A 22,014-nucleotide genomic window follows, 5' to 3' on the forward strand; every position below is an offset into this window, starting at 1 on the left:
CGTTGCGGGCGAGGAAACGAGGTGTCGACGATTAACAACTCGGGAGGTTTTTATGGAACGTCGGTTGTTTCTTACTGGAATGCTTGGCCTCGCGGGGGCAGCGGCGTTTGCGAGCGTGGCCGGACCAGGCCGCGCGGTAGCCGGTGTTCCCCAGGGAAACGGAATTCTCGATGAACTGGACAAGCCGGATCCGGCTGTCTTCGAAGGGGATGAAGCGGTCGAGGTAGAGCAGGTCTCGCATCGCGACTGGCATTTTCGCCGCCATCATGGCCACGATGGCTACTGGCGTCGTCGCCACGGGCGTCGCCGCGGCTGGAGACGAGTTTGCCGCAGCTACTGGCGCCATGGCCGCCGCCGTACCCGCTGCTGGCGCGAGCGCGTCTGGCTCCGCGTATGGCTGTAATCTCTTCTTGCTGACGCATAAGCCGGCCACCGCAGGTGGCCGGCACCTGTGTTCAGGCTCTTCAAGTCCGGCGTTGATTACCCAACTGTAACGTGTTTGGGACTCGCACTTTTGCCTAGCTGCCGCCGAATCGGCGGAACCATATGAGCCTTTGTCCGTTGAAGCCTGTTTAAAGCGGAGCTTTGACCATGCCGAGGGACCACCAAGAAGAACGGCATTCTGCAATCAAGATCATGCGTGCCGCGGAGAAGCGGCACGCATGAAGGGCGTCGCCATACTGACCGAAGCCCGCAGCGGCTCCGAATGGCTTGGCAGTCTCACGAACAGCACGGGATTGTTGGGCAAGTCGGCCGAGTGGCTCGATACGGCCAATCTGGGGTGCAAGCCGAAATCCTTCGATGACCTGATGTCCGCCGTGATCGATCGCGGCGGAACCGCAAACGGCACGTTCGCCGTGAAACTGTTTCCGCGGCATCTTCACTGGTCGCAGGCCAGATATGGAGTTGACTTCCTCGCTGAATGCAGCCGGCGCCATGCCATGGGCTTGGTCCTGTTGGAGCGGCGGGACCGCCTTCGCCAGGCGATTTCCTATTGCCGGGCAAAGGCGTCGGGGCACTGGAAAAGTACGATGGACGGCGCCGATCTGGTTCCGCGATACGACTTCGCCGGCATCTGCCAGGCCTATTTCCTGATCGAGCAGAGCTATGCCTTCTGGGAAGCTTACCTGCGGCTGGCCGACCTGGCATACGATCACTTTTTTTATGAGGATTTGTTGGACGATCCTCGGCCGTACGTTGCGTCGGTGGCCCGGCAGTTGTCGGTTGAAATGCCGGACGGAGAGTTCGAAACGAATTTACGCCTGCAGCGGGACGATCTCACCGAAGATTGGGCGGAGCGGTTCCGCAACGACGTCAAATCGGAAGACTTGCTGGCGCATCTGCCCAGGAAGGTGGCGCCGCGGAACATCAACAATCTCGCCCGGTTCCTCCTCAAGAAGCAGATGCTAACCGGACAGGCCTAGGCGAATCCCGATAGTGCTGCCAATCGGACAGGGGCCGGGCTAGGCAATCGGCTTTTCGCATCAAGCTGGAGCGGGTAGCGGGAATCGAACCCGCGCGTTCAGCTTGGGAAGCTGACAGGCTACCATTACATCATACCCGCGCTGCAGCCTCGTTATCATGACGGCATGGCCTCGGGCAATCGCAAACCGGTCTCACAAGGCGGGCTTCGCCAGCTCACCGGTGACGGTCGGCGTTGGTTCCCTGGCCTTTGCGACTTCGCCGCCGGCGGCGAAGCTCGGCCAGTATTTCGAGATGGCCAGCGTCGCGCCGGCGGAAGAGAAATGGCCATAGTCGAAATAGAGAAATTGCTTGCTGCCGGCATCCGCATAGGAGCAACCGGTGGCGTCGCACAGATAGGTGAGCGGGTCGATGAAGGTCGCGCCGTTGGCGAAGAGTTGCACCTGCTTGTTGATGTCGGGATCCATGGCCATCGGCCAGGATGTATTCGCGGCGCCCTCGTGTTTTGCAAAGAAAGCGATCTTCTGGACGTCGGCGATGAACTCCGGAGACTGGCCGATGACATAGACCTTGACACCCATGTCGCGCAGCCGGTCGATCGTCGTCTGCAGGCCGTCGAAGCCCCTGGCCTGGTAGTCGGTCCATCGACCGCTCAGGATCACCGCCTGGATGTTGGCATCGCGGATGATCGACAGCGCCCGTTCGTTGAAGCGGGTGCAGGCCGGCCGGGCATAGGAAAAATAGCTCAGGTTGGGTGGGCAGCCGGCATAGGTATATTGGACGACGTTGGCCTGGATTTTCTGCGCGTTGGCTTCCAGGCCCGATACGTAGTGAGCCGCGAAGGAATCGCCCCACAGCAGCACATTGGTGGCAAAGCCGTGCGTGCGCGTGCAGTCGGCAAGGTTCCAATCCTCGATCCGGCTCGCACCCTCATTGAAGCAGACACCGTTGCGCCAGTCGCCCACCAGGATCCGTTGCGTCGAGAAATCCGGGAACCGCTGCGGAAAGCCCTTGCCCAGCACACCGGCCAGACCGCCGACGCACAGCAGGGCGATGGCCGTCGCCGAAAAGGCGAAGATCGGCGGCGGGGCGGTGAAGGCCCGCTTCCGCCGGAAAGGCTGCTCGACATATTTCCACGAGAAGGTGGCCAGGGCGACGCTGGCTACCGTCATCGCGACGATCATCGGCACCGAGATGGCTTTCAGCGAGAGGTAGTGGACGAAGGAGTTGATCGGCCAGTGAACAAGGTAGAGCGAATAGGAGATGAGGCCGATCCAGACCATCGGGGCGAACTGAAGCATACGCGTGGCGAGGGGCACGGGTCGGTTCGCGTGGTTCTGGCCCGCATAGATCAGCAGGGCCGTTCCGACGCAGGGAAACAGGGCGTTATAGCCCGGAAACGGGTCGCTCTCCGAGATCGTCAGGAAGCCGAAGCCGAGCAGTGCAAAGCCGGCCAGGCCGATCAGTTCCGTCGCCGGCCGGCTGGCAAGTGGCGGCGGCCTTTTCAGCATCAGCATGGCGCCCAGCGCCAGTTCCCAGATGCGTGTCGGCAGCAGGTAGAAGCCGGCGGTCGGCGCCAGCGTGGTCGCCATCACCGCCAGGGCAAAACTGCCGATGGTGATGGGCAGAAGTATCGTCAGCCAGCGCTTCGAGGCATAGCGGTAGATCAGATAAACCAGGATCGGCGCGAAGATGTAGTACTGTTCCTCGACGGAAAGCGACCATGTGTGCAGCAGCGGCCGCAGTTCGGCGTCGATCGAAAAATAGTTCGTCGTCTTCCAGAAATAGATGTTCGACCAGAAGGTCGAGGCAGCGATCACGCTGAGGCTGAATTCGTGCAGGTCCGACGGCAGGAGGATGAACCATGCCGCGATGCTTGCAAGCAGGATGACGAAGGTCAGCGCCGGCAGGATGCGCCGTGCGCGGCGCCAGTAGAAGCGGCCGATCGAAAACTGGCCGCGCTCGAGATCATCCAGCAAGCTGCCGCTGATCAGATAGCCCGATATGACAAAGAAAATATCGACGCCGGTGAATCCCCCTGGGATGGCGGACACGCCAAAATGAAAGAGCACCACGGGCAGCACGGCAACGGCCCGCAGGCCGTCAATGTCGCGCCTGTAGTTCATTCGGACAGTCCGTGGCTCGCGGCCCGCCGATCTCGTGCGAAGCATGCCACGCCGCTCATGCGACGATGCCTTGGTTGTGCGAAAAATCGTGACGCGTGGGGTTCACAGGCTCTCCTCTGCGAAACGATTTTGCTGCACTGCAACATGAGTGTCAAGCCGGAACGCCATGCCTTGAACGCCGGCGAAGCCGGTTTGGAAGCACCCGATCAGGTTGCCGGCAGGTAGATCACGGCATAGTCATCGGCATAGGCCCGCTTCCAGCCCAACTCGGCGAAGAAGGGGATGCGGGTATCCGCGGCTGTAAGCAGTGCCCAGCCGATGGCGTATTTCTTCAACTGCGCCTCGAGCAGTGGTTTTCCGCCCGTCTGCCCCGTCGCCTCATCCGCTTTCGTGAACCCGCCCAGGAACAGTTGGTCCGTCCTGCCGTCGACATAGGTCTTGATGTCGTGGAAAATCAGTGTGCCGCCGAAATTGTAGGAATTCAGCACATTGCCTGCGAGGTGGTGATCCCTGGCGAACGCAAGGGCGCCGCCGGCTGATGTCTTCGGGCTCGGCGCGACCTGGTAGGCATTGTTGAGCGCAAGCATCGCAACGACCAGCGACACCGCCGTCGCGCCGCAGAGCAGATGGAACCGGCTGGCGAAGAATTTTTCCAGTCCGTCGCGCTCTTCTTTCAGCCAGGCGCCTGCGGACAGGGCGGGATATTGGCGCGCGACCTCGACCGCGACCACCAGGGGAACAAGCAGGAAGAACAGATAGACGAACCGCAGATGCGAAAGGTAGACGTGCAAGGTGAAGACGATGAACAACGCCTTGGCCCAGCCGATCCGTAGCCTCGATGTCAGAAGCCCGAAAAAGGCCAGCAGTATCGCGGCTTCCTGGAGGACCTGTTCCTGGGCATTGAACGGCCGCCACTCCAGGATCAGCGGCACCGCCTCATTGCCATAGGCGACGGTGAGCGTGGCCAGGATGGCCTGCACGCCATAAGGGTGTATCAGGCTGACCAACGGACAGAGCAGGCCAAACGCCACCCACTTCGCCAATAGTGCGGGTTTCGACAGGCCGGTGCGCGCCAGGAGATCGAGGCCGGCGAAGGCGGCGATGATGAAGCTCAGGGTGAACGTGGCATGCAGGTTCGCCCACAATACGACCAGGCCGAGCAGCCAGAGCGGCGGCGCCTTCTCGTCCTGCGCGGCACGAAACAGCATCGTCGTCCAGACGACGATGATCGGCAAGGTGAAGACGTGCGGGCGCGCCGTATAGATCGGGCTGATCAGGAACGCCGCGACGAATGCCAGCGCTACGGCCAGGACCGGTTTCAGGTGCGCGCTGAGGAACCATCCCGACAGGAAGACCGCGAGACAGATCGTGCCGATGATCAGCGTGACCACGCCGTTCCAGCCACCCGCGCTGTAGGCAAGGGCCAGCAGAACCTGCCCTAGCCATTCCTTGGCGATCCACGGTTGGCCGGCAAAGGTGTAGGAATAGGTGTCGACGGTCGGAAGCGTTCCGTTTGCCAGGAAATCCAGCCCCACCTTGACATGCCACCAGCTGTCGGGGTCCTGCAGGGTTGCGCTGGCAAAGGTTGCCAGAACCGTCGCCATGACACCGGCGCCGATCAGGCAGAATATCAGCCTGGCGCGCTGTGCGTCCTCGAGCGGCGAGAACACCGGAACGATTGCCTCGACCTTGTTCATGTCGCCGCTCCAGGGGATTTCATGTCGATCGCGACCAAGACAGTGTCCTTTGCCGCGCCGACGAAGACGAAACGGGCCGAGCGGAGATAGAAGAGGACCGAGTAGAGGCAGTTTCCCGCCAGGTGGACAAACGGATTTTCGACGATGCCGGCGGACATGGCGGCGACCACTATCGTCAGGTTTGCGGTATAAGCCACAACGAAGGCAAGCGCATACCGCATGGCCGTGCCGGAGCGAAAACCGCCCGCGCGGCCGAAGGTCCAGCGGCGGTTGAGGAAGAAGCCAAGGACAAGGCCGCCGGCATAGCCGGTCATGTTGGCGGCGATGTCGCCAAGGCCCAGCTTCAGCCCGGCCAGGATAAGACAATAGCCCAGCGCCGTGTTGAGCAGCCCGACCGCGCCAAACCGCAGCATCCGCGAAAAGCCGGCCGGAACAGCCGACCATATCCCGCCCATGGCGTTCCCGTTACCCACGGTCGACCCTACCTCAACGACGCGCCGCCCGTTTCACTATTTCCTGGAGGCGGTGGACCGGCAGGTCCTGGTCCTCGGCCGCCGCCTGGCTTCGTGAAACGATTTCGTTGACGAAGTAAAGCGGTCGCCGCTTCGTCTCCATGTACATGCGGCCGAGATACTCGCCGAAAATGCCCAGCACCAGAAGCTGGACGCTGCCCAGGATAAGCATGATCGCGGCAAGGCTCGTCCAGCCCGGCAGAACATTGCCGATAGACCATTCGAACAGCGTATAGCCAAGCACGACCAGGCCGAGCAGGCCGAACATCATGCCCAGCAGCGAAGCGAAGCGCAAAGGCACGATCGAAAAGCTGGTCATAGCGTCGACCGCCAGAAGAACCATCTTCTTCAGCGGGTAGTGCGTTGCGCCGGCAAAGCGCCGCTGCCGTTCATAGGGAAAGGCGGCCTGCCTCAGCCCGATCCAGCTCACCATGCCGCGAATGAACCTGTAGCGTTCGGGCATCGCGATCAGATGGTCCAGCGCGCGCCGGCTCATCAGCCGGAAATCTCCGGAGTCCGGCGCGATCTCGACATCGACCATCCGGCCGAGCAGGCGGTAGAACATCGAGGCGGAGGCCAGCTTGAACCAGCTTTCGCCCTCCCGTTTTACCCTTTGGCCGTAGACCACGTCGAAGCCTTCATCCATCTTCGCCATCATCGCGCCAAGCAGTTCGGGCGGATCCTGAAGGTCGGCGTCGAGAATGAGGATGCGTTGGCCGCGGCAGAATTCCAGCCCGGCGCTCAAGGCGATCTGATGGCCGTAGTTGCGGGCAAGGTCGATGGCGACCACATGGTTGTCTTTTTCGGCCAGTTCGAAAGCGGCCTCACGGGTTCCGTCGGTCGCTCCATCGATGACGAGCACGACCTCGTAGGAGAGGCCTTGCTCAAGGCATGCCGCGCTGACGCGTCGATGAAGCTCCGCCACGCCGTCGCGCTCATTGTAGCAAGGCACGACGACCGACAACATGGGTGCGCGGTGCGCGCCGATTTTTCCCGTTCCCACCAAAGCCTGGCTCCCGCTTTGGAATGGCAATAGCGGCAATTGGTTAGAAAACAGAAAACAGGTAAGCCGGGGTCGCGCGGCCGCCACGCTTTTGGCGGCGCCGATGGCACGTGTCACGAACGAACCGGCAGTTCCATGCGGATGCGGGCACCGCGCCATGAGCCCGCCAGGATCCGGCTTTCACCAGCTGTAGTAGGGCAGAGCGCCCTCCCGATGGCGCCCAACATCTGCCGCGGCTTATCAATTCCCCCGCACCGGCCCCTGGCGGCTTGATGGATGGCCGCCAAGCACGTATCTCTGCGCCGTGCCCATGAGTCGGGGCATCTCAATCGGGAGACGGCCTTGTCCGCACTGACGCGCTTTCTCGGCGACTCGCCGCTCAGGATTATTCTGAAGCTGCTGGTGGTATCCTTTCTCGTCGGCCTGGTCATGAACGCTTTCGGTTGGTCGCCGATGGACGTGTTCTACGGCATCCAGAAGTTCTTCATTGATCTATGGAATCTCGGCTTCCACGCCATCGACCGTTTCCTCGGCTACATCCTGCTCGGTGCCGCGATCGTCGTGCCAGCCTTCATCCTGCTCAGGATCGCCAACTACCGGAAGTGACCTTCAGGCATAGTCCGAAGCGACCTCGAACAGGATGGCGTGGCGCGCGGCAAGTGCCGGCACATCGGTGGAATAGCCGCCGCCGATGACACCGCAGACGGGAATGCCGAGCGCCCGGAAATGGCCGATGACCATCTTGTCGCGGGCGCGCAGGCCTTTGTCGGAAAGCGACAGCCTGCCGAGCCGGTCCTCGGCATGGACGTCGACGCCGGCATTGTAGAAGACGATGTCCCAACGCGCCTTGGCCGACAGCTCCGGCAGGATGGTATCGAGCCTTTCGACATAGGCGGCGTCGCCCGTGCCGTCGGGCAGGGCGACGTCGAGGTCGGAGGCGATCTTGCGCACGGGGTAGTTGCGCTCGCCATGCATGGAGAAGGTAAAGGCGCGTGGCTCGTCGCCCAGAATATCCGCCGTGCCGTCGCCCTGGTGCACGTCGAGATCGACCACCAGGATACTGTGTGCCGCGCCCTCTTCAAGCAGCACCAGCGAGGCGACGGCGACGTCGTTGAAGGTGCAGAAGCCGGCGCCTTGCGCGCGCCGCGCATGATGGCTGCCGCCGGCGGTGTTGCAGGCAATGCCTTGACGCAAGGCAAGCCGCGCCGCCGCCACCGTGCCACCGGCGGCAAGCTGCGCGCGCAACGAGACGCGCGGGCCGACCGGAAAGCCGATCTCTCGCTCGATTTTTTCAGGGACTGAACAAGCGATGACCTGCTCGACATAATCTGCCGCATGGGCGAGCTTAAGCCACGACGCAGGCGCGGGTTCGGCTGTATTGAGCGCCCCGGCTCCGGCTAGGCCGCGTGCTCGCAGGGCCTCCATCAGCAGCGGATATTTGCTCATCGGAAAGCGATGGCTGGTCGCGAAGCCGGCGTCGTAGTCGGGATGGTGGACGATCTGCAGGGGCATGAACTGGTCGGACGGTTTCGCGCCAGAGCGGGATTTCGGTTGGCCGCCGCGGAAGGGCGATTGCGCGGTGGCCGGAAAATGGGGCACATCGGTTCCCCGATCAAGCCGCAAATCAGCAAGGCAGCAATCCTTTGGACAAGGGCGCCATCCCAGCCGACACCAAAGTATTTTCCGTCACCAACCGGTCGGTGCTTGCCATCGCCGTGCCGATGACGCTCGCCTATCTCACGACGCCGCTGCTCGGCCTCGTCGACACGGCTGTTGTCGGCCAGTTCGGTGACGCCGCCTTGCTTGGCGGCCTGGCCGCCGGCGCGCTGGCTTTCGACGTCGTCTTCACCACCTTCAATTTTCTGCGTTCGGGCACCACCGGTCTCGTCGCCCAGGCCTTCGGGCGTGGCGACGCGCTGGAGGAACAGGCGGTGTTCTGGCGTGCCGTGCTGATCGCGGTCGTTGCCGGTGTCGTGCTGGCAGCGCTTTCACCGCTCATCGCCGTTGGCGGCCGGTGGTTCATGGACGCCGGGCCACGCGTCAGCGACGCGATGGGTGTCTACATCAGGATCAGGCTGCTTGCCGCCCCGTTCTCGCTGATCAACTACGCCATCCTCGGCTACGTGCTGGGGCGCGGCGAGGGCGGGCTCGGCTTGATCCTCCAACTGGTGCTGAACGGCACCAACATCGCGCTGTGCTTCCTGCTCGGCCTTGAGCTCGGCTGGGGTGTTTCCGGCGTCGCCTGGGCAACCGTCACCGGCGAATTCCTCGCCATGCTGCTTGGTCTCGCGATCGTGGTTCGCCGGTTCCGATCCACCCCGCCCTTGCCTCGGCAGCGCCTGCTCGATATGGGCGCCTTCCTGCGCATGCTGTCGCTCAACCGCGACATCATGATCCGCTCGTTCTCGCTGCTCGCCGCCTTCGCGCTGTTCACCCGCCAGGGCGCGCAGTTCGGCACGGTGACGCTGGCCGCCAATGCGGTGCTGATGAACTTCTTTCTCGTCGCCGGCTATTTCCTCGACGGTTTCGCCACTGCCGCCGAACAACTCGCCGGCCGCGCCGTCGGCGCGCGCGCCGAACAGCCCTTCCGGCAGGCGGTGCGGCTGACCCTGTTCTGGGGCCTTGGTCTGGCCGGTGCCGCGACGCTGGTGCTGCTCATCGCCGGCACCAACCTGATCGCCGTCGTAACGACGTCGCAGGAGGTCCGCGCCGTGGCCGACACCTACCTGCCTTGGGCCGCGTTCACCGCGCTGAGCGGTGTGCTTGCCTTCCAGATGGATGGTGTCTTCATCGGCGCCACCTGGTCGCGCGACATGCGCAACATGATGCTCTTGTCATTCCTCGCCTTTGCCGCCGCGCTGATCACGCTGGCGCCCGCCTTCGGCAATCACGGCCTGTGGGCGGCGCTGCACGTCTTTCTGCTGGTGCGCGGATTGAGCCTGCTGGCAATTCTGCGGCTGCGGATGCAAACCGCGTTCAGCTGAGCGGCTTCGACGCCCATCGGTCGAGATGGCTGTCGCGCAACTCGCGCATCGACCTGAGTTTTTCCGTCTCGGCAAAACGTACCATCCCGGCGACGATCCGGCCCGGCAGCGCCGGTCCGCCATAGATCATGCCGGTGTAGAGCTGGACGAGATCGGCGCCGGCGCGGATCTTCTCCAGCGCCGTCTCCGTTGCGTTGACACCGCCGACACCGATGACGGCCATTTCGGGCCCGAGCAGCTTGCGCATCCTGGCCAGCACGATGGTCGAGCGCTCGAATAGCGGCTTTCCCGAAAGCCCGCCTGTCTCCCGCGCGGCATCGTCGCTGCGCAGCGCCGGGCGGGAAATGGTTGTGTTGGAAACGATGATGCCGTCGATCTGCTTTTCGATGACCTCGGCGGCGATACCCTCCAGTTCGGCCTCCACCAGATCCGGCGCGATCTTGAGGAAAATCGGCGGCTGCGCGGACGCTGCAGTGCGCGCGGCCATGACGCGGGACAATAATTCGCCGAGCTGCTCGCGCGCCTGCATGGTGCGCAGGCCTGGTGTGTTGGGCGAGGAAATGTTGACGGTGAGATAGCTGGCATAAGGAGCAAAGCGGGAAACGCCGCTCTCATAGTCGCCGACGCGGTCGGCGCTGTCCTTGTTGGCACCAATGTTGACGCCGACGATGCCGTCGCGCCCCAAGCGCGCCACAAGCCTTTTTTCGGCGGCCGCATGGCCCTCATTGTTGAAGCCCAGCCGGTTGATGACAGCTTCATCCGATGTCAGCCGGAAGATGCGTGGCTTCGGGTTGCCGGCCTGCGGCAGCGGCGTCACCGTGCCGACTTCGGCAAAGCCAAAGCCGAGGCCAAGCAGCGCGTCGGGTACTTCGGCGTTCTTGTCGTAGCCAGCCGCCATGCCAAGTGGGTTCGGGAAATCGAGACCGCAAAGGCTGACCTTCAGCCTCGTATCGCGTACCGTCCGCGCGCCGCCCGGCAGGCCGCAGCGCAGTGCCGCGATCGACAGGCCATGCGCGGTTTCCGGATCGAAGGTGAACAGCAGTTTCTGGCCGATCCGGTCGAGCACGCTCATTGCCCCTCCAGGGCCGGGAACTGGTGGGTACCGTCGGCCCCAAGCGGCAGCGGCTTGACCCAGAGCACCGCTTTCAGGTCGAGCACGCCGTAGAGGTGCGGAAACAGCGCGCCGCCGCGCGAGATTTCGTATTTCAGCGCATCACCCAGGCGGGCTCCGTCGACGGCGACCAGCAGAAGGTCGGTCTGGCCCTGGAAATGCTTTGCCGCGGTTTCCCTGGCCTGCGCCGCCGTCGAAAAATGGATGAAGCCGTCGGCGGTGTCGATCGGCGCTCCGGCGAAGCGGCCTTTGGCTTCGGCCTCGCGCCAAGGCGCTTGCGGAGTTATCTTGTAGATAATCTGTGACATGGTTGCGCTATAATCCGAACCAGTCGCGCGGGGAAGGCCACGCCAAGGGTCTTCCCCATTTCCGGCGCAAACATGCGATATTTGAGGCCTTGGCCATGGAGGACAACATGCGTCTGCAGCACATTTTGATCCCCGCCGCGCTCGTTTCGCTGGTCGCGGCTTCAGCTTATTCGGAAGAAACGGACCGCTACCGGCTGGAAAAGTCGGCCACCGGCTATATCCGCATGGATACGCAGACCGGCGCGATGTCGATCTGCGAGGAGCGTTCGGGCCAGCTCGTCTGCAAGATGGCGGCCGACGAACGCGCCGCCTACCAGGACGAGGTCGATCGCTTGCAGGCCTCGATGAAGGCGATGGACGAGCGCGTCACCAAGCTGGAGAATTCGCTCTCCGCCCGTCTCGAATCGAAACTGCCGAGCGAGGAGGATTTCAACACGACGATGAGCTACATGGAGCGCTTCCTGAAGAGCTTCATGGGCATCGTCAAGGATATGGACAAGGACAGCGGCGACGGCGCCCGGCCCAACTCGCAGAAGACCTGAGCGCCATAGACGAGGGAAAACGCGGCGCGCTGGCTTTGCCGCTTGAAAACAGTGCGCAGCCCCTCATAATCGTCCAACTGATCCCGCAAAAAGCAGTAAATCGGGGATTCGGGGAGGGACATTTGCCGTCAGGCTATTCTTTCGTGATCGCCGACGATCATCCGCTGTTTCGCGGCGCGCTGCGCGAGGCGCTTGCCGGCATCGGCAATGTCGCCGCCATCCATGAGGCCGGTGATTTCGAAAGCGCCAAGGCGCTGGTCGTGGCCAATGAAGATGTCGATCTGGTGCTGCTCGACCTGTCGATGCCCGGCGCCAGCGGCCTCTCCGGCCTGATCTCGTTGCGCGGTATCCATCCTGCGGTGCCGCTGGTCGTGGTGTCGGCGCATGACGACCCGGCGACCATACGGCGTGCGCTCGATCTCGGCGCCTCCGGTTTCATCTCCAAGTCGGCCAGCATGGAGGAAATCCGCGGCGCCGTGCAGTCGGTGCTTGCCGGCGATATCGCGGCACCTGTCGGCGTCGATCTCGGCGTCGAACGCGATCCCGAAATATCGGACCTGATCAAACGATTGCAGACGTTGACCCCGCAGCAGACCCGGGTGCTCGGCATGCTGGCCGAGGGCCTGCTCAACAAGCAGATCGCGTATGAACTCGGCGTCTCCGAGGCGACGATCAAGGCGCATGTCTCGGCCATATTGCAAAAGCTCGGCGTCGACAGTCGCACCCAGGCGGTGATCCTGCTGTCCAAGATAGGCAGCGACCCGCTGCAGCCGGCGGGCTGAGTGCCGGCTGCTTGGCTCGGTCGGAACTTTTAACTTCGGCTCGCCGCATCGACCTGTTCCGATGCGCTCGCCGACATGTTCTGCGCCTATCTCGAAGCCCTGGAGCACCAGGCCTGATTCAGGCGCTTGGACGTCACTCCGCCGCCCGCACCATCGGCCTGAACCTGGCCATCATCGAACGCAGCACCGCCGGCTTCAACGGCTTGTTGATCATCGGGATGTCCAGGCCTGCCGCGGCTGCTCGTACCTCGTTGGAACGGTCGGCCGTGACCAGCACGGCCGGCAGGTCGTCGCCGTGAGTGGCTCGCAGCCTGATAATGATATCGAGACCGGTTTCGCGGTCGAGATGGTAGTCGGCAAGCACGATGTCCGGACGGTCGATCGCGGCCCTCTCCAGATCCTCCGAGCCGGTCACCGTGGCGACATTGCAGCCCCAGCCCTCGAGCAGCAGCCGCATGCCCTCGAGGATACGGATGTCATTGTCGATGCACAGCACATGCAGGCCGGAGAGCGAAGCCGCCGCGCGGGCCGGCGCCCTGGTCTCGACCTCGCGTCGCGGCACCTGCGCGACCGCCACGGGCAGGATGACGGAAAAGCGCGTGCCCTTGCCCGGGTTGGAGAAGATACGGATCTCAAGCCGCAACACCCTGGCGATGCGGTCGACGATGGACAGGCCAAGACCAAGACCTTCTGCTTCGCGTGCGCCTTCGTCCAGTCGGGTAAACTCATGGAAGACGGTGTTCAGCTTGTCACCGGCGATGCCAATGCCGGTGTCGATGATCTGGATTTCCGCCAGTTCGCCGCGCCGCCGCACGCCGACCAGGATGCGGCCCTGGCGGGTGTACTTGATGGCATTGGAAACCAGGTTCTGGATCAGGCGGCGCAAAAGGTTGCGGTCCGTCATCACGGTCAATGAGGACGCAATGATGGTCAGCTCGAGCTTCTTTGCTGCGGCCATCGGTCGAAAATCATTGCCGATCTGGCTGAGCAGGCCGTCGAGGTTGAAGGCGGTATCGTCCGGCTTCATGGCGCCGGCATCGAGGCGCGAAATGTCGAGCACGGCGCCGAGAATGGTCTCGACCGATTCCAGCGAGGATTCGATGTTGATGGCCGCCTTGCCGGCCGGACCCTTGCCGGCCTTCTCGATCAGCGAGGAGCAATAGAGCCGGGCGGCGTTCAAGGGCTGCAGGATGTCGTGACCGGCGGCGGCAAGGAAGCGCGTCTTGCCGAGATTGGCCTCCTCGGCGAGCATCTGGGCCTGCGCCAGTTCCTCGTTGACCCGGGTCAATTCCTCGTTGACCCCAGTCAGTTCGATGGTGCGGGTCTTGACGCGCTGCTCCAGTGATTCATTGGCGCTTTTCAGCGCGAGATCCTGTTCGACGCGGCCGGAAATGTCGGCATAGGTGGCGACGATGCCACCGTCAGGCATCGGGTTGGAGCGCAGTTCGAGGATGCGGCCGCTGGTCTTCAGCTCCATCTGCCAGGGGCTGACGAAGCTGGTCAGCCGGTTGAGCATCGTCACGCGCTGGTCGGCGGGAATGTCGCCGCGCTCGGCCAGATGGCGAAGGATCTGGTCGAGCGAAACGCCGACCTGGCCCATCTCGTCGGGCAGGTCGAACAGCGCCCGGTACTGGCGGTTCCAGCAGATCAGCCGGAAATCGCGGTCGAAGACGGTAATGCCTTGCTCCATCTGGTCGAGCGCGATCTGCAGCAGGTCGCGGTTGTGCTGCAGCGCTTCCGTGGCGTCGTCGAGCAGGCGGAAGGCGTCGCGGGATTCGCGGTCGTGGCGCCGGAACAGCAGCGACAGGATCAACCGTGCCGAGGAAGAGCCGACGGCGCTGGCCAATAGCTGCTCGGAAAAGCGGATGACGTCCATGCTGGCCTGCTCGTTGCCATGCAGCGAGGTACCGTTGCTCTTCTCGAAGGATTGAAACGACCGCTCGGTGCGTTCGACGCCGAGATAGCGTGCGATCGTATCCTTGAGGTCATTGACGGTGATGGCGGTGCGGAAGCGGCGCAGGCTCGGCATCGGTCCGGCTTCGCGCGGCACGAAGATCGATGCCTGGATGCGCTCCAGCGGTACCGACGCGCGCGACAGTGACCCGAAGACGAAAAACAGCGCGTTGACCGAAAGGCTCCACAGCACGCCGTGGTTCAGCGGCTCGGCGACGGTGCCGAACAGTGCCTGCGGCCGCAGTGCCTCGAAGCCGAACAGTCCGTGGACGATGATGCCTGTATCGGGCACGACGAGCGACGGGACCAGCAGCGTATAGCCCCAGACCAGGATGCCGGCGACCATGCCGAGTGCCGCACCCCGGCCATTGGCGCCGCGCCAGATCAGCCCACCGATCAGGGCAGGGGCGAACTGCGCGATCGCCGCGAAGGACATCAGGCCGATCGAGGACAGCCGGGCGCTGTTGGTGCTCTCGCGATAATAGAGAAAGGCGATGAACAAAAGGATGAAGATCGACGCCCGCCGCACATTGAGGATGAGCGTCGACCAATCCTCGTTCTCGGAGGTGGTCGTCCGCAACAGCCGGCGCACGAACAGCGGGATGATCAGGTCGTTGGAGATCATGATCGACAGCGCCACGCTCTCCACGATGACCATGGCGGTTGCCGCCGACAAGCCGCCGATGAAGGCGGCCATGGCCAGGAAATCGTGGCCGCTGAACAGCGGCAGCGACAGCACGTAAAGGTCGCTGCTCGTCCTCGCGCCGACCAGCGTCAGGCCGGCAAAGGCGATCGGCAGCACGAACAGGTTGATCGCCACGAGATACAGCGGGAACACCCAGGTCGCGGTGCGCAGTTCGGCCTCGCTGCGGTTCTCGACGATGGTGACGTAGAACTGCCGCGGCAGAAGGATGATGGCAAAGCCGCTCAGGCACGTCAGCACCAGCCAGGTGGCCAGCGATGTCGAATAGCCCATTGCCTGCCGCACCTGGCCATTCTCGGCCAGCCGGTCGAACATGTCGCCGGGGCCGCCGAAGATCAGGAAGGTGACCATCAGGCCGATGGCCAGGAAGGCGGCGAGCTTGACCACGGTCTCCACCGCCACCGCCAGCACCAGCCCATCCTGGTGTTCGGTGGCATCGGCGTGGCGCGTGCCGAACAGGACCGCGAACAGCGCAAGCAGCATGGCGACGACCAGCGAGATGTCGCTGACGAACGGATCGAAGGACGGCGGCGAGCCCGTATAATGCTCGACCATCAGGCTGACCGAGCCGGAGATCGCCTTCAATTGCAGCGCGATATAGGGCACGGCGCCGATCGTGGCGATCAGCGTGGCGATGGCTGCCACGGTGAAGCTCTTGCCGTAGCGGGCGCCGAGGAAGTCGGCGACCGAAGTGATCTTCTCGGTCTTGGCCAGCCGCACGATGCGGTTGAGCAAGGGGAAGCCGAACACGAACACCAGGACCGGGCCGGTATAGATGCCGAGGAACTCGAGGCCTCGTTCGGAGGAAAGGCCGACCGAGCCGAAGAAGGTCCAGGACGTGCAGTAAATGGCAAGGCTGAGCGCATAGATGAAAGGTCGCGCCCTGCTGGGCCCTGACAAGGCCGAGCGGCGGTCGCCCAGGCTGGCGATGGCGAACAGCAGCGTCACATAGGCGATCGCGATGATGACGATGAACAAGCCCTGCACGCCGGCAAGATCCTCCCTGTGCCGATTTTCACCTGGCCGGGTCAGACGCAATCACAGCTTGGGCGTCAAGTCCATCACGGCTTTGGGCACCTGATTTCAAAGAGGTAACGCAGGGTAAGGCGAAACCGGTTGTTTTCTCCTTTTTGCCCATGTTGCAACTTGAGGTTTTTGTTATGGTGTCGCCGGGGCGGTGCTTCCGGCATGGGACGGCTGCGCGGCCCGCCATGATAAGGAGGGTCGAATGCTGAAAGAATTCCAGGAATTCATTTCCAAGGGCAATGTGATGGACTTGGCCGTCGGCGTCATCATCGGCGCTGCCTTCGGCAAGATCGTCGATTCCCTAGTGAACGACATTATCATGCCCTTCATCGGTGCGCTCGGAGGGGTCGATTTTTCCAACTATTTCATTGGCCTGTCGCACAATGTGACCGCTACCAACTTGGTGGATGCGCGCAAGCAAGGTGCTGTCTTTGCCTATGGCAATTTCATCACCGTGGCCCTCAACTTCCTTATCCTTGCCTTCATCATTTTCCTTATGGTCAAGGCGGTGAACAATATGCGTAAGAGGTTGGAGCGCGAGAAGCCGGCCCCCGCCGCCGCGCCACCGCCGGCCGATGTGCAGCTTTTGACCGAAATCCGCGATCTGCTGGCCAGGCGATAGACGCATAAGGTTCTTCTGGACCAAAACCCCGGTCGTTCGCGGCCGGGGTTTTCTGTTGTCGCATCTGGTAAACAGCACCTGCGAACGCCCCCGAGACAATGGACCTGACCATGACCTTGATCCAGACCCTGCGCCCCGAGGCCCTGGCCGCGCCCGAAAGCGGTATCGTCGCCGTCGTCAACTATGGCAGGTTGCGCGAAGGCCTGATCCCGCTTTGGGCCGGCGAGGGCGACCTGCCGACGCCGTCCTTCATCACCGATGCGGCGTCGAAGGCATTGGCCGGCGGTGAGACGTTCTACACCTGGCAGAGGGGCATTCCCGATCTCAGGCAGGCGCTGGCGCGCTACTACGCAAGGCACTTCGCCAAGACCTTCGCCGAGGAGCAATTCATCGTTACCGGCTCCGGCATGCATGCCATCCAGCTGGCGCTCGATGCGCTTGCGGGAGCCGGCGACGAGGTGATCTACCTGTCGCCAGCCTGGCCGAATTTCGACGCCGCCGCCGCCATCGCGGGTGCCGTGCCGGTGCCGGTCACGCTCGACCATTCCGGAAATGGCTGGTCATGCGACGTCGAGAAGATCGCAGCGGCGGTCACACCGCGCACGAAGGCGTTGTTCATCAACACGCCGTCCAATCCGACCGGCTGGACCGCCGACCACGAGACCTTGCGGGCGATCCTCGATCTTGCCCGCGCCAAGGGCCTGTGGATCATCGCCGACGAGATCTATTCGCTGTTCCACTATGGTCACGGCCGCGCGCCGTCCTTCCTCGACATCGCGGAGGCGGAAGACCGCATCCTGTTCGTCAACAGTTTCTCCAAGAACTGGGCGATGACCGGCTGGCGCGTCGGCTGGATCAAGACGCATCCAAGCCTGCAGCAGGTGTTCGAGAACCTGATCCAGTATTCGAACTCGGGCGTCGCCCAGTTCATGCAGCGCGGCGCGGTCGCGGCGCTCGACGAGGGCGATGCCTTCGTCGCCGAACAGGTGGAGCGGGCGAGGCAAGCGCGCGACCTGGTCTGCGGCATTCTGGGCGAAACCGGCAAGGCGCGCTTCACCGTCCCGCAGGGCGCCTTCTACCTGTTCTTCACCGTCGACGGCATCACGGACTCGCGGGCAGCCGCTTTCGAAATCGTCGACAAGGCCAATGTCGGCCTGGCGCCCGGCACCGCCTTCGGGCCCGGTGGCGAAGCGTCCCTGCGGCTGTGCTTCCACCGCCGCCTCGACCAGCTCGAGGATGCGGCAAACCGGCTGGCAAGGTGGATGAAGACTGTCTGAGCGGCGGCGGCTTCCGCCACCTGACTTCAGCCGCCCGACTTGGGCACCAGCAGTGGAATGATGCGGTCGCTCTTGGTCACTGAGGGCCGTCCCGCCGAACCGTAGGGGATGCCGAGCGCGTCCCAGGTTTCGACCAGCGCGTCCTGCAGTTCGGCGATCAGCGCATCGGAATGGAACGGCGTCGGCGTGATACGCAACCGTTCGGTACCGCGTGGCACCGTCGGGTAGTTGATCGGCTGGATGTAGATGCCGTGGACGCCGAGCAGGCGGTCGCTCGCCATCTTGCAGAGTTCAGGATCGCCAACCAGCACCGGCACGATATGTGTCGGCGATTCCATCACCGGCAGACCGGCCGCCGACAGGATCTGCTTGGTTCGGCTCGCCTGCTGCTGCTGGGCGTCGCGCTCGGCCTGCGAGCGCTTCAGGTGACGGATCGAGGTGGTGGCCGCCGCGGCGATCGCCGGCGGCAGCGCGGTGGTGAAGATGAAGCCCGGCGCGTAGGAGCGCACCGCGTCGATGACGGCGCTGGTGCCGGCAATGTAGCCGCCCAGCGTGCCGAACGCCTTGGCCAGCGTGCCTTCGATGATGTCGATGCGGTCGGCCAGGCCTTCGCGCTCGGTGATGCCGCCGCCGCGCGGTCCGTACATGCCGACGGCGTGGACCTCGTCGATATAGGTCATGGCGTTGTAGCGTTCGGCAAGTTCGACGATCTCCTTGATCGGCGCGATGTCGCCATCCATCGAATAGACGCTTTCGAAGACGATCAGCTTGGCGCGTTCGCGCCCCGCGGTCTGCAGCAGGCTTTCCAGATGCGCGACGTCATTGTGGCGGAAGATCTTTTTCTCGGCGCCCGAGCGCCGCACGCCTTCGATCATCGAGGCATGGTTCAGCTCGTCCGAGATGATCAGGCAATTGGGCAAAAGCCGCGCTATGGTCGAGATCGAGGCCTCGTTGGAGACGAAACCGGAGGTGAAGACGAGTGCCGCCTCCTTGCCATGCAGGTCGGCAAGCTCATGCTCGAGCTCGACCAGCGGGTTGGACGTGCCGGAAATGTTGCGGGTGCCACCGGCGCCCGAACCCATCTTGCCGGCCGCATTCTGGAACGCGGCGATCACGTCAGGATGCTGGCCCATGCCGAGATAGTCGTTGGAGCACCAGACGGTGATTTCCTCGGCGCGGCCATTGGAACGCCAGATGGCGCGCGGAAACTTGCCCGCGATGCGCTCCAGGTCGGCGAAGACGCGGTAGCGACGCTCGGCATGGAGCTGATCGATCGCTTCCTCGAAAAACCGCTGATAGTTCATGTCGACTTCCCAATTTTGCGCGGCATCATAATCATTGGCCTTTTGGCCGTCCACCGGGCCATTTTGGTCAAAATGCCACGCCCCGCACCTGTTCCTAACGTTGGCGGATCGTGGCCTATTCCACTTCACGACACGCTCAGTGGATCACTTTTGTTTCCGCACGATGCCACATCAAGTGAACGCCGGTTACCTCTCGTTCTAATGGCCATGCGCCGGGCTTTCCAGTAAGGCGGTTGTTGAGACAGTTTCCGATAAATCTTGGGTAAGCGAGGACTTGGGATGACGGTTTTGGTGACAGGCGGCGCCGGCTATATCGGCAGCCATATGGTCTGGGAATTGCTGGATGCAGGCGAAAGCGTGGTCGTTCTCGACCGCCTTTCCACAGGCTTCGAATGGGCAGTGGCGCCGGAGGCAAAGCTGATTGTCGGCGATGTAGCCGATAAGGAATTGGTCGGCGGGATCATCCAGGACAATCATGTCGACGCCATCATCCATTTCGCCGGCTCGATCGTGGTGCCGGAATCGGTAGCCGATCCGCTCGCCTACTACGAGAACAACACCTCGAAGACCCGCACGCTGATCGAAACCGCGGTCCGCGAAGGCGTGCCGAATTTCATCTTCTCCTCGACAGCCGCCGTCTATGGCGGCGCCGGGCTGGAGCCGGTGCGCGAGGATGCCCGCCTGGCGCCGGAATCGCCCTATGGCCTGTCCAAGCTGATGAGCGAGTGGATGCTGCGCGACGCCGGCCTTGCGCACGACATCCGCTACACGGCGCTGCGCTATTTCAACGTCGCCGGCGCCGACCCGAAGGGCCGCACGGGCCAGTCCACTCCGGGCGCCACCCATCTGATCAAAGTCGCCTGCGAGACCGCGCTTGGCAAGCGACCTTTCATGCAGGTCTTCGGTACCGACTATCCGACGCCGGACGGCACCTGCATGCGCGACTATATCCACGTCAGCGATCTGGCCGCCGCGCATCGCCTGGCTTTGCAGCGGCTGCGCGCCGGAGGCGCCAGCCTCGTCGCCAATTGCGGCTACAGCCATGGCTATTCGGTGCTCGAGGTGATCGAAAGCGTGCGGCGCGCCTTCGGCCATGATTTCGAGGTCAGGATGGGCGACCGGCGTCCCGGGGATGCCGCGGCGGTGGTTGCGAATTCCGATCTCGCCCGGTCCGAACTGGGCTGGACCCCGCGGCGCGACGATCTCGACCAGATCGTCAACGACGCGCTGGCCTGGGAACGCATCCTGACCAGCAAGAACTCCGCGCGGGGCTGAGCGCGCTTTCCCCGGGGGCTCACAAGCCCAGGGCTCGCAAGGCGCGCGGCGACGCGCTATGCAAGTATCCGCGACACGTGTGGAGGCGGTGCCGCGAAGAGCTTTGGGGGATGGCATGAAGATAACGGTGCTTGGAGCCGGCGTCGTCGGTACGGCGGCAGCCTACTATCTGGCCGCCGACGGTCACGAGGTCACCGTGATCGAGCGTCATGCGGCGCCGGCGCGAGGCACCAGCCAGTCGAATGCCGGGCTGGTGTCTCCAGGTGACGCCACCGCCTGGGCCTCGCCGGCGGCACTCAAGACGTTCCTGCGCGGGCTCTACAATCATGATCTCGGCATCAAGGTGCGGCTGCGCTTCGATCCCTATTTCCTCGCCTGGAGCCTGCGCTTCCTGCGCCAGTGCACGGTGGCCCGCCTGCGGGCAAACAGCCAGGTCAAGCTGCGGCTGGCGCTCTATTCGCGCGACTGCATCAACGCCATATCCGCCGATACCGGCATCCACTATGACGAGCGCAAGAAGGGCATCCTCTACTTCTTCCGCTCGCAGCACAGTCTCGACACCGGCACCGACAATTACCGCTATCTGGCCGAGCATGGCCTGCCCATCGAGATCGTCGGCCGCGACCGGCTGGTCGAGCTTGAACCAGGTCTTGCCGGGGTGAAGGAAAAGATCGCCGGCGGTGTCTACTCGCCGATCGACCAGACCGGTGATTCCCGGCAGTTCGTGGAAAACCTCGCTGCCTATGCCGCCGAAAAGCTCGGCGTGAGATTCCTTTATGGGACGACGGTCGAGGGCCTCGACATCGAAGGCGACCGGGTGCGCGCCGTGATGACCTCGTCCGGACCGATCGCCGGCGATGCGGTGGTCATATCGATGGGGCCGGAGAGCGGCCTGCTCGGCCGGCGCTACGGCATCGACCTGCCGGTCTATCCGGTGAAGGGCTATACCGCGACGATTCCGCTGGAGGATGAGAGCAAAGGCCCGACCATGGGCGGCGCCGACGAGGATCAGCTGATGGCCTATTCGCGCCTCGGCAATCGATTGCGGTTGGCTTCGACCGCCGAATTCACCGGCTTCGACCGCACCCACAAGCCCAGCGACTTCGCCACCATGTTCAGAACCGGCAAGGACCTGTTCCCCGGTGCTTTCGACGAGAGGAAGGCCGAGCTATGGGCAGGTTTGCGGCCGATGATGCCAAACTCGGTGCCGGTCATCGGCCAGGCGAAATACCGCAACCTTTACCTCGACACCGGCCACGGCCATGTCGGCTGGACCATGGCGTGCGGCTCGGGAAAATTTCTCGCCGACCTCATCGCCGGCCGCAAGCCGGAGATCGACCCGCAAGGCCTGGTCTACAGGGGATAGG

General features: G+C 63.4%; 19 protein-coding genes and 1 tRNA gene. 9 read left to right on the top strand and 11 right to left on the bottom strand.

Translation table 11 applies throughout. From position 1 onward, the window contains the following. Positions 1-31: 31 nt before the first annotated feature. Positions 32-298, bottom strand: a complete 267-nt coding sequence (locus LB524_RS06805) for a hypothetical protein (protein WP_181166261.1) — start codon at positions 296-298, stop codon at positions 32-34. 364 nt (positions 299-662) lie between these two features. Here LB524_RS06805 and LB524_RS06810 point away from each other — a divergent pair, with 364 nt between their 5' ends. Next, complete coding sequence (locus tag LB524_RS06810) at positions 663-1,424, top strand: Stf0 family sulfotransferase (RefSeq protein WP_140614736.1); 762 nt, start codon at positions 663-665, stop codon at positions 1,422-1,424. Between the two features lie 66 nt (positions 1,425-1,490). Here the strand turns inward: LB524_RS06810 and LB524_RS06815 are convergent. From LB524_RS06815 to LB524_RS06835, 5 genes are all read right to left on the bottom strand, one after another. Then, a tRNA-Gly gene (locus LB524_RS06815) sits at positions 1,491-1,564 on the bottom strand. A gap of 52 nt (positions 1,565-1,616) precedes the next feature. Continuing rightward, a complete protein-coding gene (locus tag LB524_RS06820) occupies positions 1,617-3,548 on the bottom strand; it encodes an acyltransferase family protein (RefSeq protein WP_224524563.1) in 1,932 nt (643 codons plus the stop codon). Positions 3,549-3,754: 206 nt separating this feature from the next. Then, entirely contained in the window at positions 3,755-5,245 is a 1,491-nt protein-coding gene (locus tag LB524_RS06825; RefSeq protein WP_224524566.1) for a hypothetical protein, read from the bottom strand. Further along, the gene (locus LB524_RS06830) at positions 5,242-5,718 is read right to left on the bottom strand and encodes a GtrA family protein (RefSeq protein WP_224524568.1); all 477 of its coding nucleotides are present in this window, start codon (positions 5,716-5,718) and stop codon (positions 5,242-5,244) included. Before LB524_RS06830 ends, LB524_RS06825 begins: the two co-directional genes overlap by 4 nt. Before the next feature lie 13 nt (positions 5,719-5,731). After that, positions 5,732-6,760, bottom strand: coding sequence for a glycosyltransferase family 2 protein (locus tag LB524_RS06835; RefSeq protein ID WP_224524571.1), 1,029 nt, complete (start codon positions 6,758-6,760; stop codon positions 5,732-5,734). A gap of 342 nt (positions 6,761-7,102) precedes the next feature. Here LB524_RS06835 and LB524_RS06840 point away from each other — a divergent pair, with 342 nt between their 5' ends. After that, positions 7,103-7,366, top strand: a complete 264-nt coding sequence (locus LB524_RS06840) for a DUF6460 domain-containing protein (protein ID WP_023770995.1) — start codon at positions 7,103-7,105, stop codon at positions 7,364-7,366. Positions 7,367-7,369: 3 nt separating this feature from the next. Here the strand turns inward: LB524_RS06840 and LB524_RS06845 are convergent, their stop codons facing one another. After that, positions 7,370-8,272, bottom strand: coding sequence for a histone deacetylase (locus LB524_RS06845; RefSeq protein WP_140660692.1), 903 nt, complete (start codon positions 8,270-8,272; stop codon positions 7,370-7,372). A gap of 131 nt (positions 8,273-8,403) precedes the next feature. Here LB524_RS06845 and LB524_RS06850 point away from each other — a divergent pair, with 131 nt between their 5' ends. Further along, a complete protein-coding gene (locus LB524_RS06850) occupies positions 8,404-9,744 on the top strand; it encodes an MATE family efflux transporter (RefSeq protein ID WP_224524574.1) in 1,341 nt (446 codons plus the stop codon). On the opposite strand, the gene LB524_RS06855 is transcribed toward LB524_RS06850, so the two are convergent. Beyond that, the gene (locus LB524_RS06855; RefSeq protein ID WP_224524578.1) at positions 9,737-10,816 is read right to left on the bottom strand and encodes a quinone-dependent dihydroorotate dehydrogenase; all 1,080 of its coding nucleotides are present in this window, start codon (positions 10,814-10,816) and stop codon (positions 9,737-9,739) included. The genes LB524_RS06850 and LB524_RS06855 overlap by 8 nt on opposite strands. Then, entirely contained in the window at positions 10,813-11,163 is a 351-nt protein-coding gene (locus tag LB524_RS06860) for a DUF952 domain-containing protein (protein ID WP_224524581.1), read from the bottom strand. The genes LB524_RS06855 and LB524_RS06860 overlap by 4 nt, the downstream gene beginning before the upstream one ends. A 107-nt stretch (positions 11,164-11,270) precedes the next feature. Here LB524_RS06860 and LB524_RS06865 point away from each other — a divergent pair, with 107 nt between their 5' ends. Next, complete coding sequence (locus tag LB524_RS06865) at positions 11,271-11,705, top strand: hypothetical protein (RefSeq protein ID WP_015319249.1); 435 nt, start codon at positions 11,271-11,273, stop codon at positions 11,703-11,705. Between the two features lie 122 nt (positions 11,706-11,827). After that, positions 11,828-12,487: a response regulator transcription factor gene (locus LB524_RS06870; RefSeq protein ID WP_015319247.1), complete on the top strand. Its 660-nt coding sequence runs from the start codon at positions 11,828-11,830 to the stop codon at positions 12,485-12,487. 133 nt (positions 12,488-12,620) lie between these two features. On the opposite strand, the gene LB524_RS06875 is transcribed toward LB524_RS06870, so the two are convergent. Continuing rightward, positions 12,621-16,130 carry a NahK/ErcS family hybrid sensor histidine kinase/response regulator gene (locus LB524_RS06875; protein WP_224524582.1) on the bottom strand — a complete coding sequence of 1,170 codons (3,510 nt, stop codon included), beginning with the start codon at positions 16,128-16,130 and terminating at the stop codon, positions 12,621-12,623. Positions 16,131-16,371: 241 nt separating this feature from the next. Between LB524_RS06875 and mscL the strand changes: the two genes are divergently transcribed. Together mscL and LB524_RS06885 are read left to right on the top strand one after the other, a co-directional pair. After that, entirely contained in the window at positions 16,372-16,791 is a 420-nt protein-coding gene (mscL, locus tag LB524_RS06880; RefSeq protein ID WP_224524585.1) for a large conductance mechanosensitive channel protein MscL, read from the top strand. A gap of 110 nt (positions 16,792-16,901) precedes the next feature. Continuing rightward, on the top strand, positions 16,902-18,068 hold the full coding sequence (locus tag LB524_RS06885; protein WP_224524588.1) for a pyridoxal phosphate-dependent aminotransferase: 1,167 nt from the start codon (positions 16,902-16,904) through the stop codon (positions 18,066-18,068). A gap of 26 nt (positions 18,069-18,094) precedes the next feature. Here LB524_RS06885 and hemA read toward each other — a convergent pair whose 3' ends face one another. Next, positions 18,095-19,372, bottom strand: a complete 1,278-nt coding sequence (hemA, locus tag LB524_RS06890; protein ID WP_224524590.1) for a 5-aminolevulinate synthase — start codon at positions 19,370-19,372, stop codon at positions 18,095-18,097. 279 nt (positions 19,373-19,651) lie between these two features. Here hemA and galE point away from each other — a divergent pair, with 279 nt between their 5' ends. Next, a complete protein-coding gene (gene galE / locus LB524_RS06895; protein ID WP_140722820.1) occupies positions 19,652-20,647 on the top strand; it encodes a UDP-glucose 4-epimerase GalE in 996 nt (331 codons plus the stop codon). 115 nt (positions 20,648-20,762) lie between these two features. Next, complete coding sequence (locus LB524_RS06900) at positions 20,763-22,013, top strand: D-amino acid dehydrogenase (RefSeq protein ID WP_224524594.1); 1,251 nt, start codon at positions 20,763-20,765, stop codon at positions 22,011-22,013. The last annotated feature ends 1 nt before the right edge of the window (position 22,014 follow it).

Origin of the sequence: Mesorhizobium sp. ESP6-5 (assembly GCF_020164695.1) — a bacterium.
Classification (GTDB): Bacteria; Pseudomonadota; Alphaproteobacteria; order Rhizobiales; family Rhizobiaceae; genus Mesorhizobium; species Mesorhizobium australicum.

Bases quoted from the DNA above. Each gene is read 5' to 3' on its own strand.
- LB524_RS06865 (WP_015319249.1), top strand. From the start codon at position 11,271: ATGCGTCTGCAGCACATTTTGATCCCCGCCGCGCTCGTTTCGCTGGTC.
- LB524_RS06900 (WP_224524594.1), top strand. From the start codon at position 20,763: ATGAAGATAACGGTGCTTGGAGCCGGCGTCGTCGGTACGGCGGCAGCC.
- LB524_RS06810 (WP_140614736.1), top strand. From the start codon at position 663: ATGAAGGGCGTCGCCATACTGACCGAAGCCCGCAGCGGCTCCGAATGG.
- LB524_RS06820 (WP_224524563.1), bottom strand. From the start codon at position 3,548: ATGAACTACAGGCGCGACATTGACGGCCTGCGGGCCGTTGCCGTGCTG.
- LB524_RS06855 (WP_224524578.1), bottom strand. From the start codon at position 10,816: ATGAGCGTGCTCGACCGGATCGGCCAGAAACTGCTGTTCACCTTCGAT.
- galE (WP_140722820.1), top strand. From the start codon at position 19,652: ATGACGGTTTTGGTGACAGGCGGCGCCGGCTATATCGGCAGCCATATG.
- LB524_RS06860 (WP_224524581.1), bottom strand. From the start codon at position 11,163: ATGTCACAGATTATCTACAAGATAACTCCGCAAGCGCCTTGGCGCGAG.
- mscL (WP_224524585.1), top strand. From the start codon at position 16,372: ATGCTGAAAGAATTCCAGGAATTCATTTCCAAGGGCAATGTGATGGAC.
- LB524_RS06845 (WP_140660692.1), bottom strand. From the start codon at position 8,272: ATGCCCCTGCAGATCGTCCACCATCCCGACTACGACGCCGGCTTCGCG.
- hemA (WP_224524590.1), bottom strand. From the start codon at position 19,372: ATGAACTATCAGCGGTTTTTCGAGGAAGCGATCGATCAGCTCCATGCC.
- LB524_RS06885 (WP_224524588.1), top strand. From the start codon at position 16,902: ATGACCTTGATCCAGACCCTGCGCCCCGAGGCCCTGGCCGCGCCCGAA.
- LB524_RS06825 (WP_224524566.1), bottom strand. From the start codon at position 5,245: ATGAACAAGGTCGAGGCAATCGTTCCGGTGTTCTCGCCGCTCGAGGAC.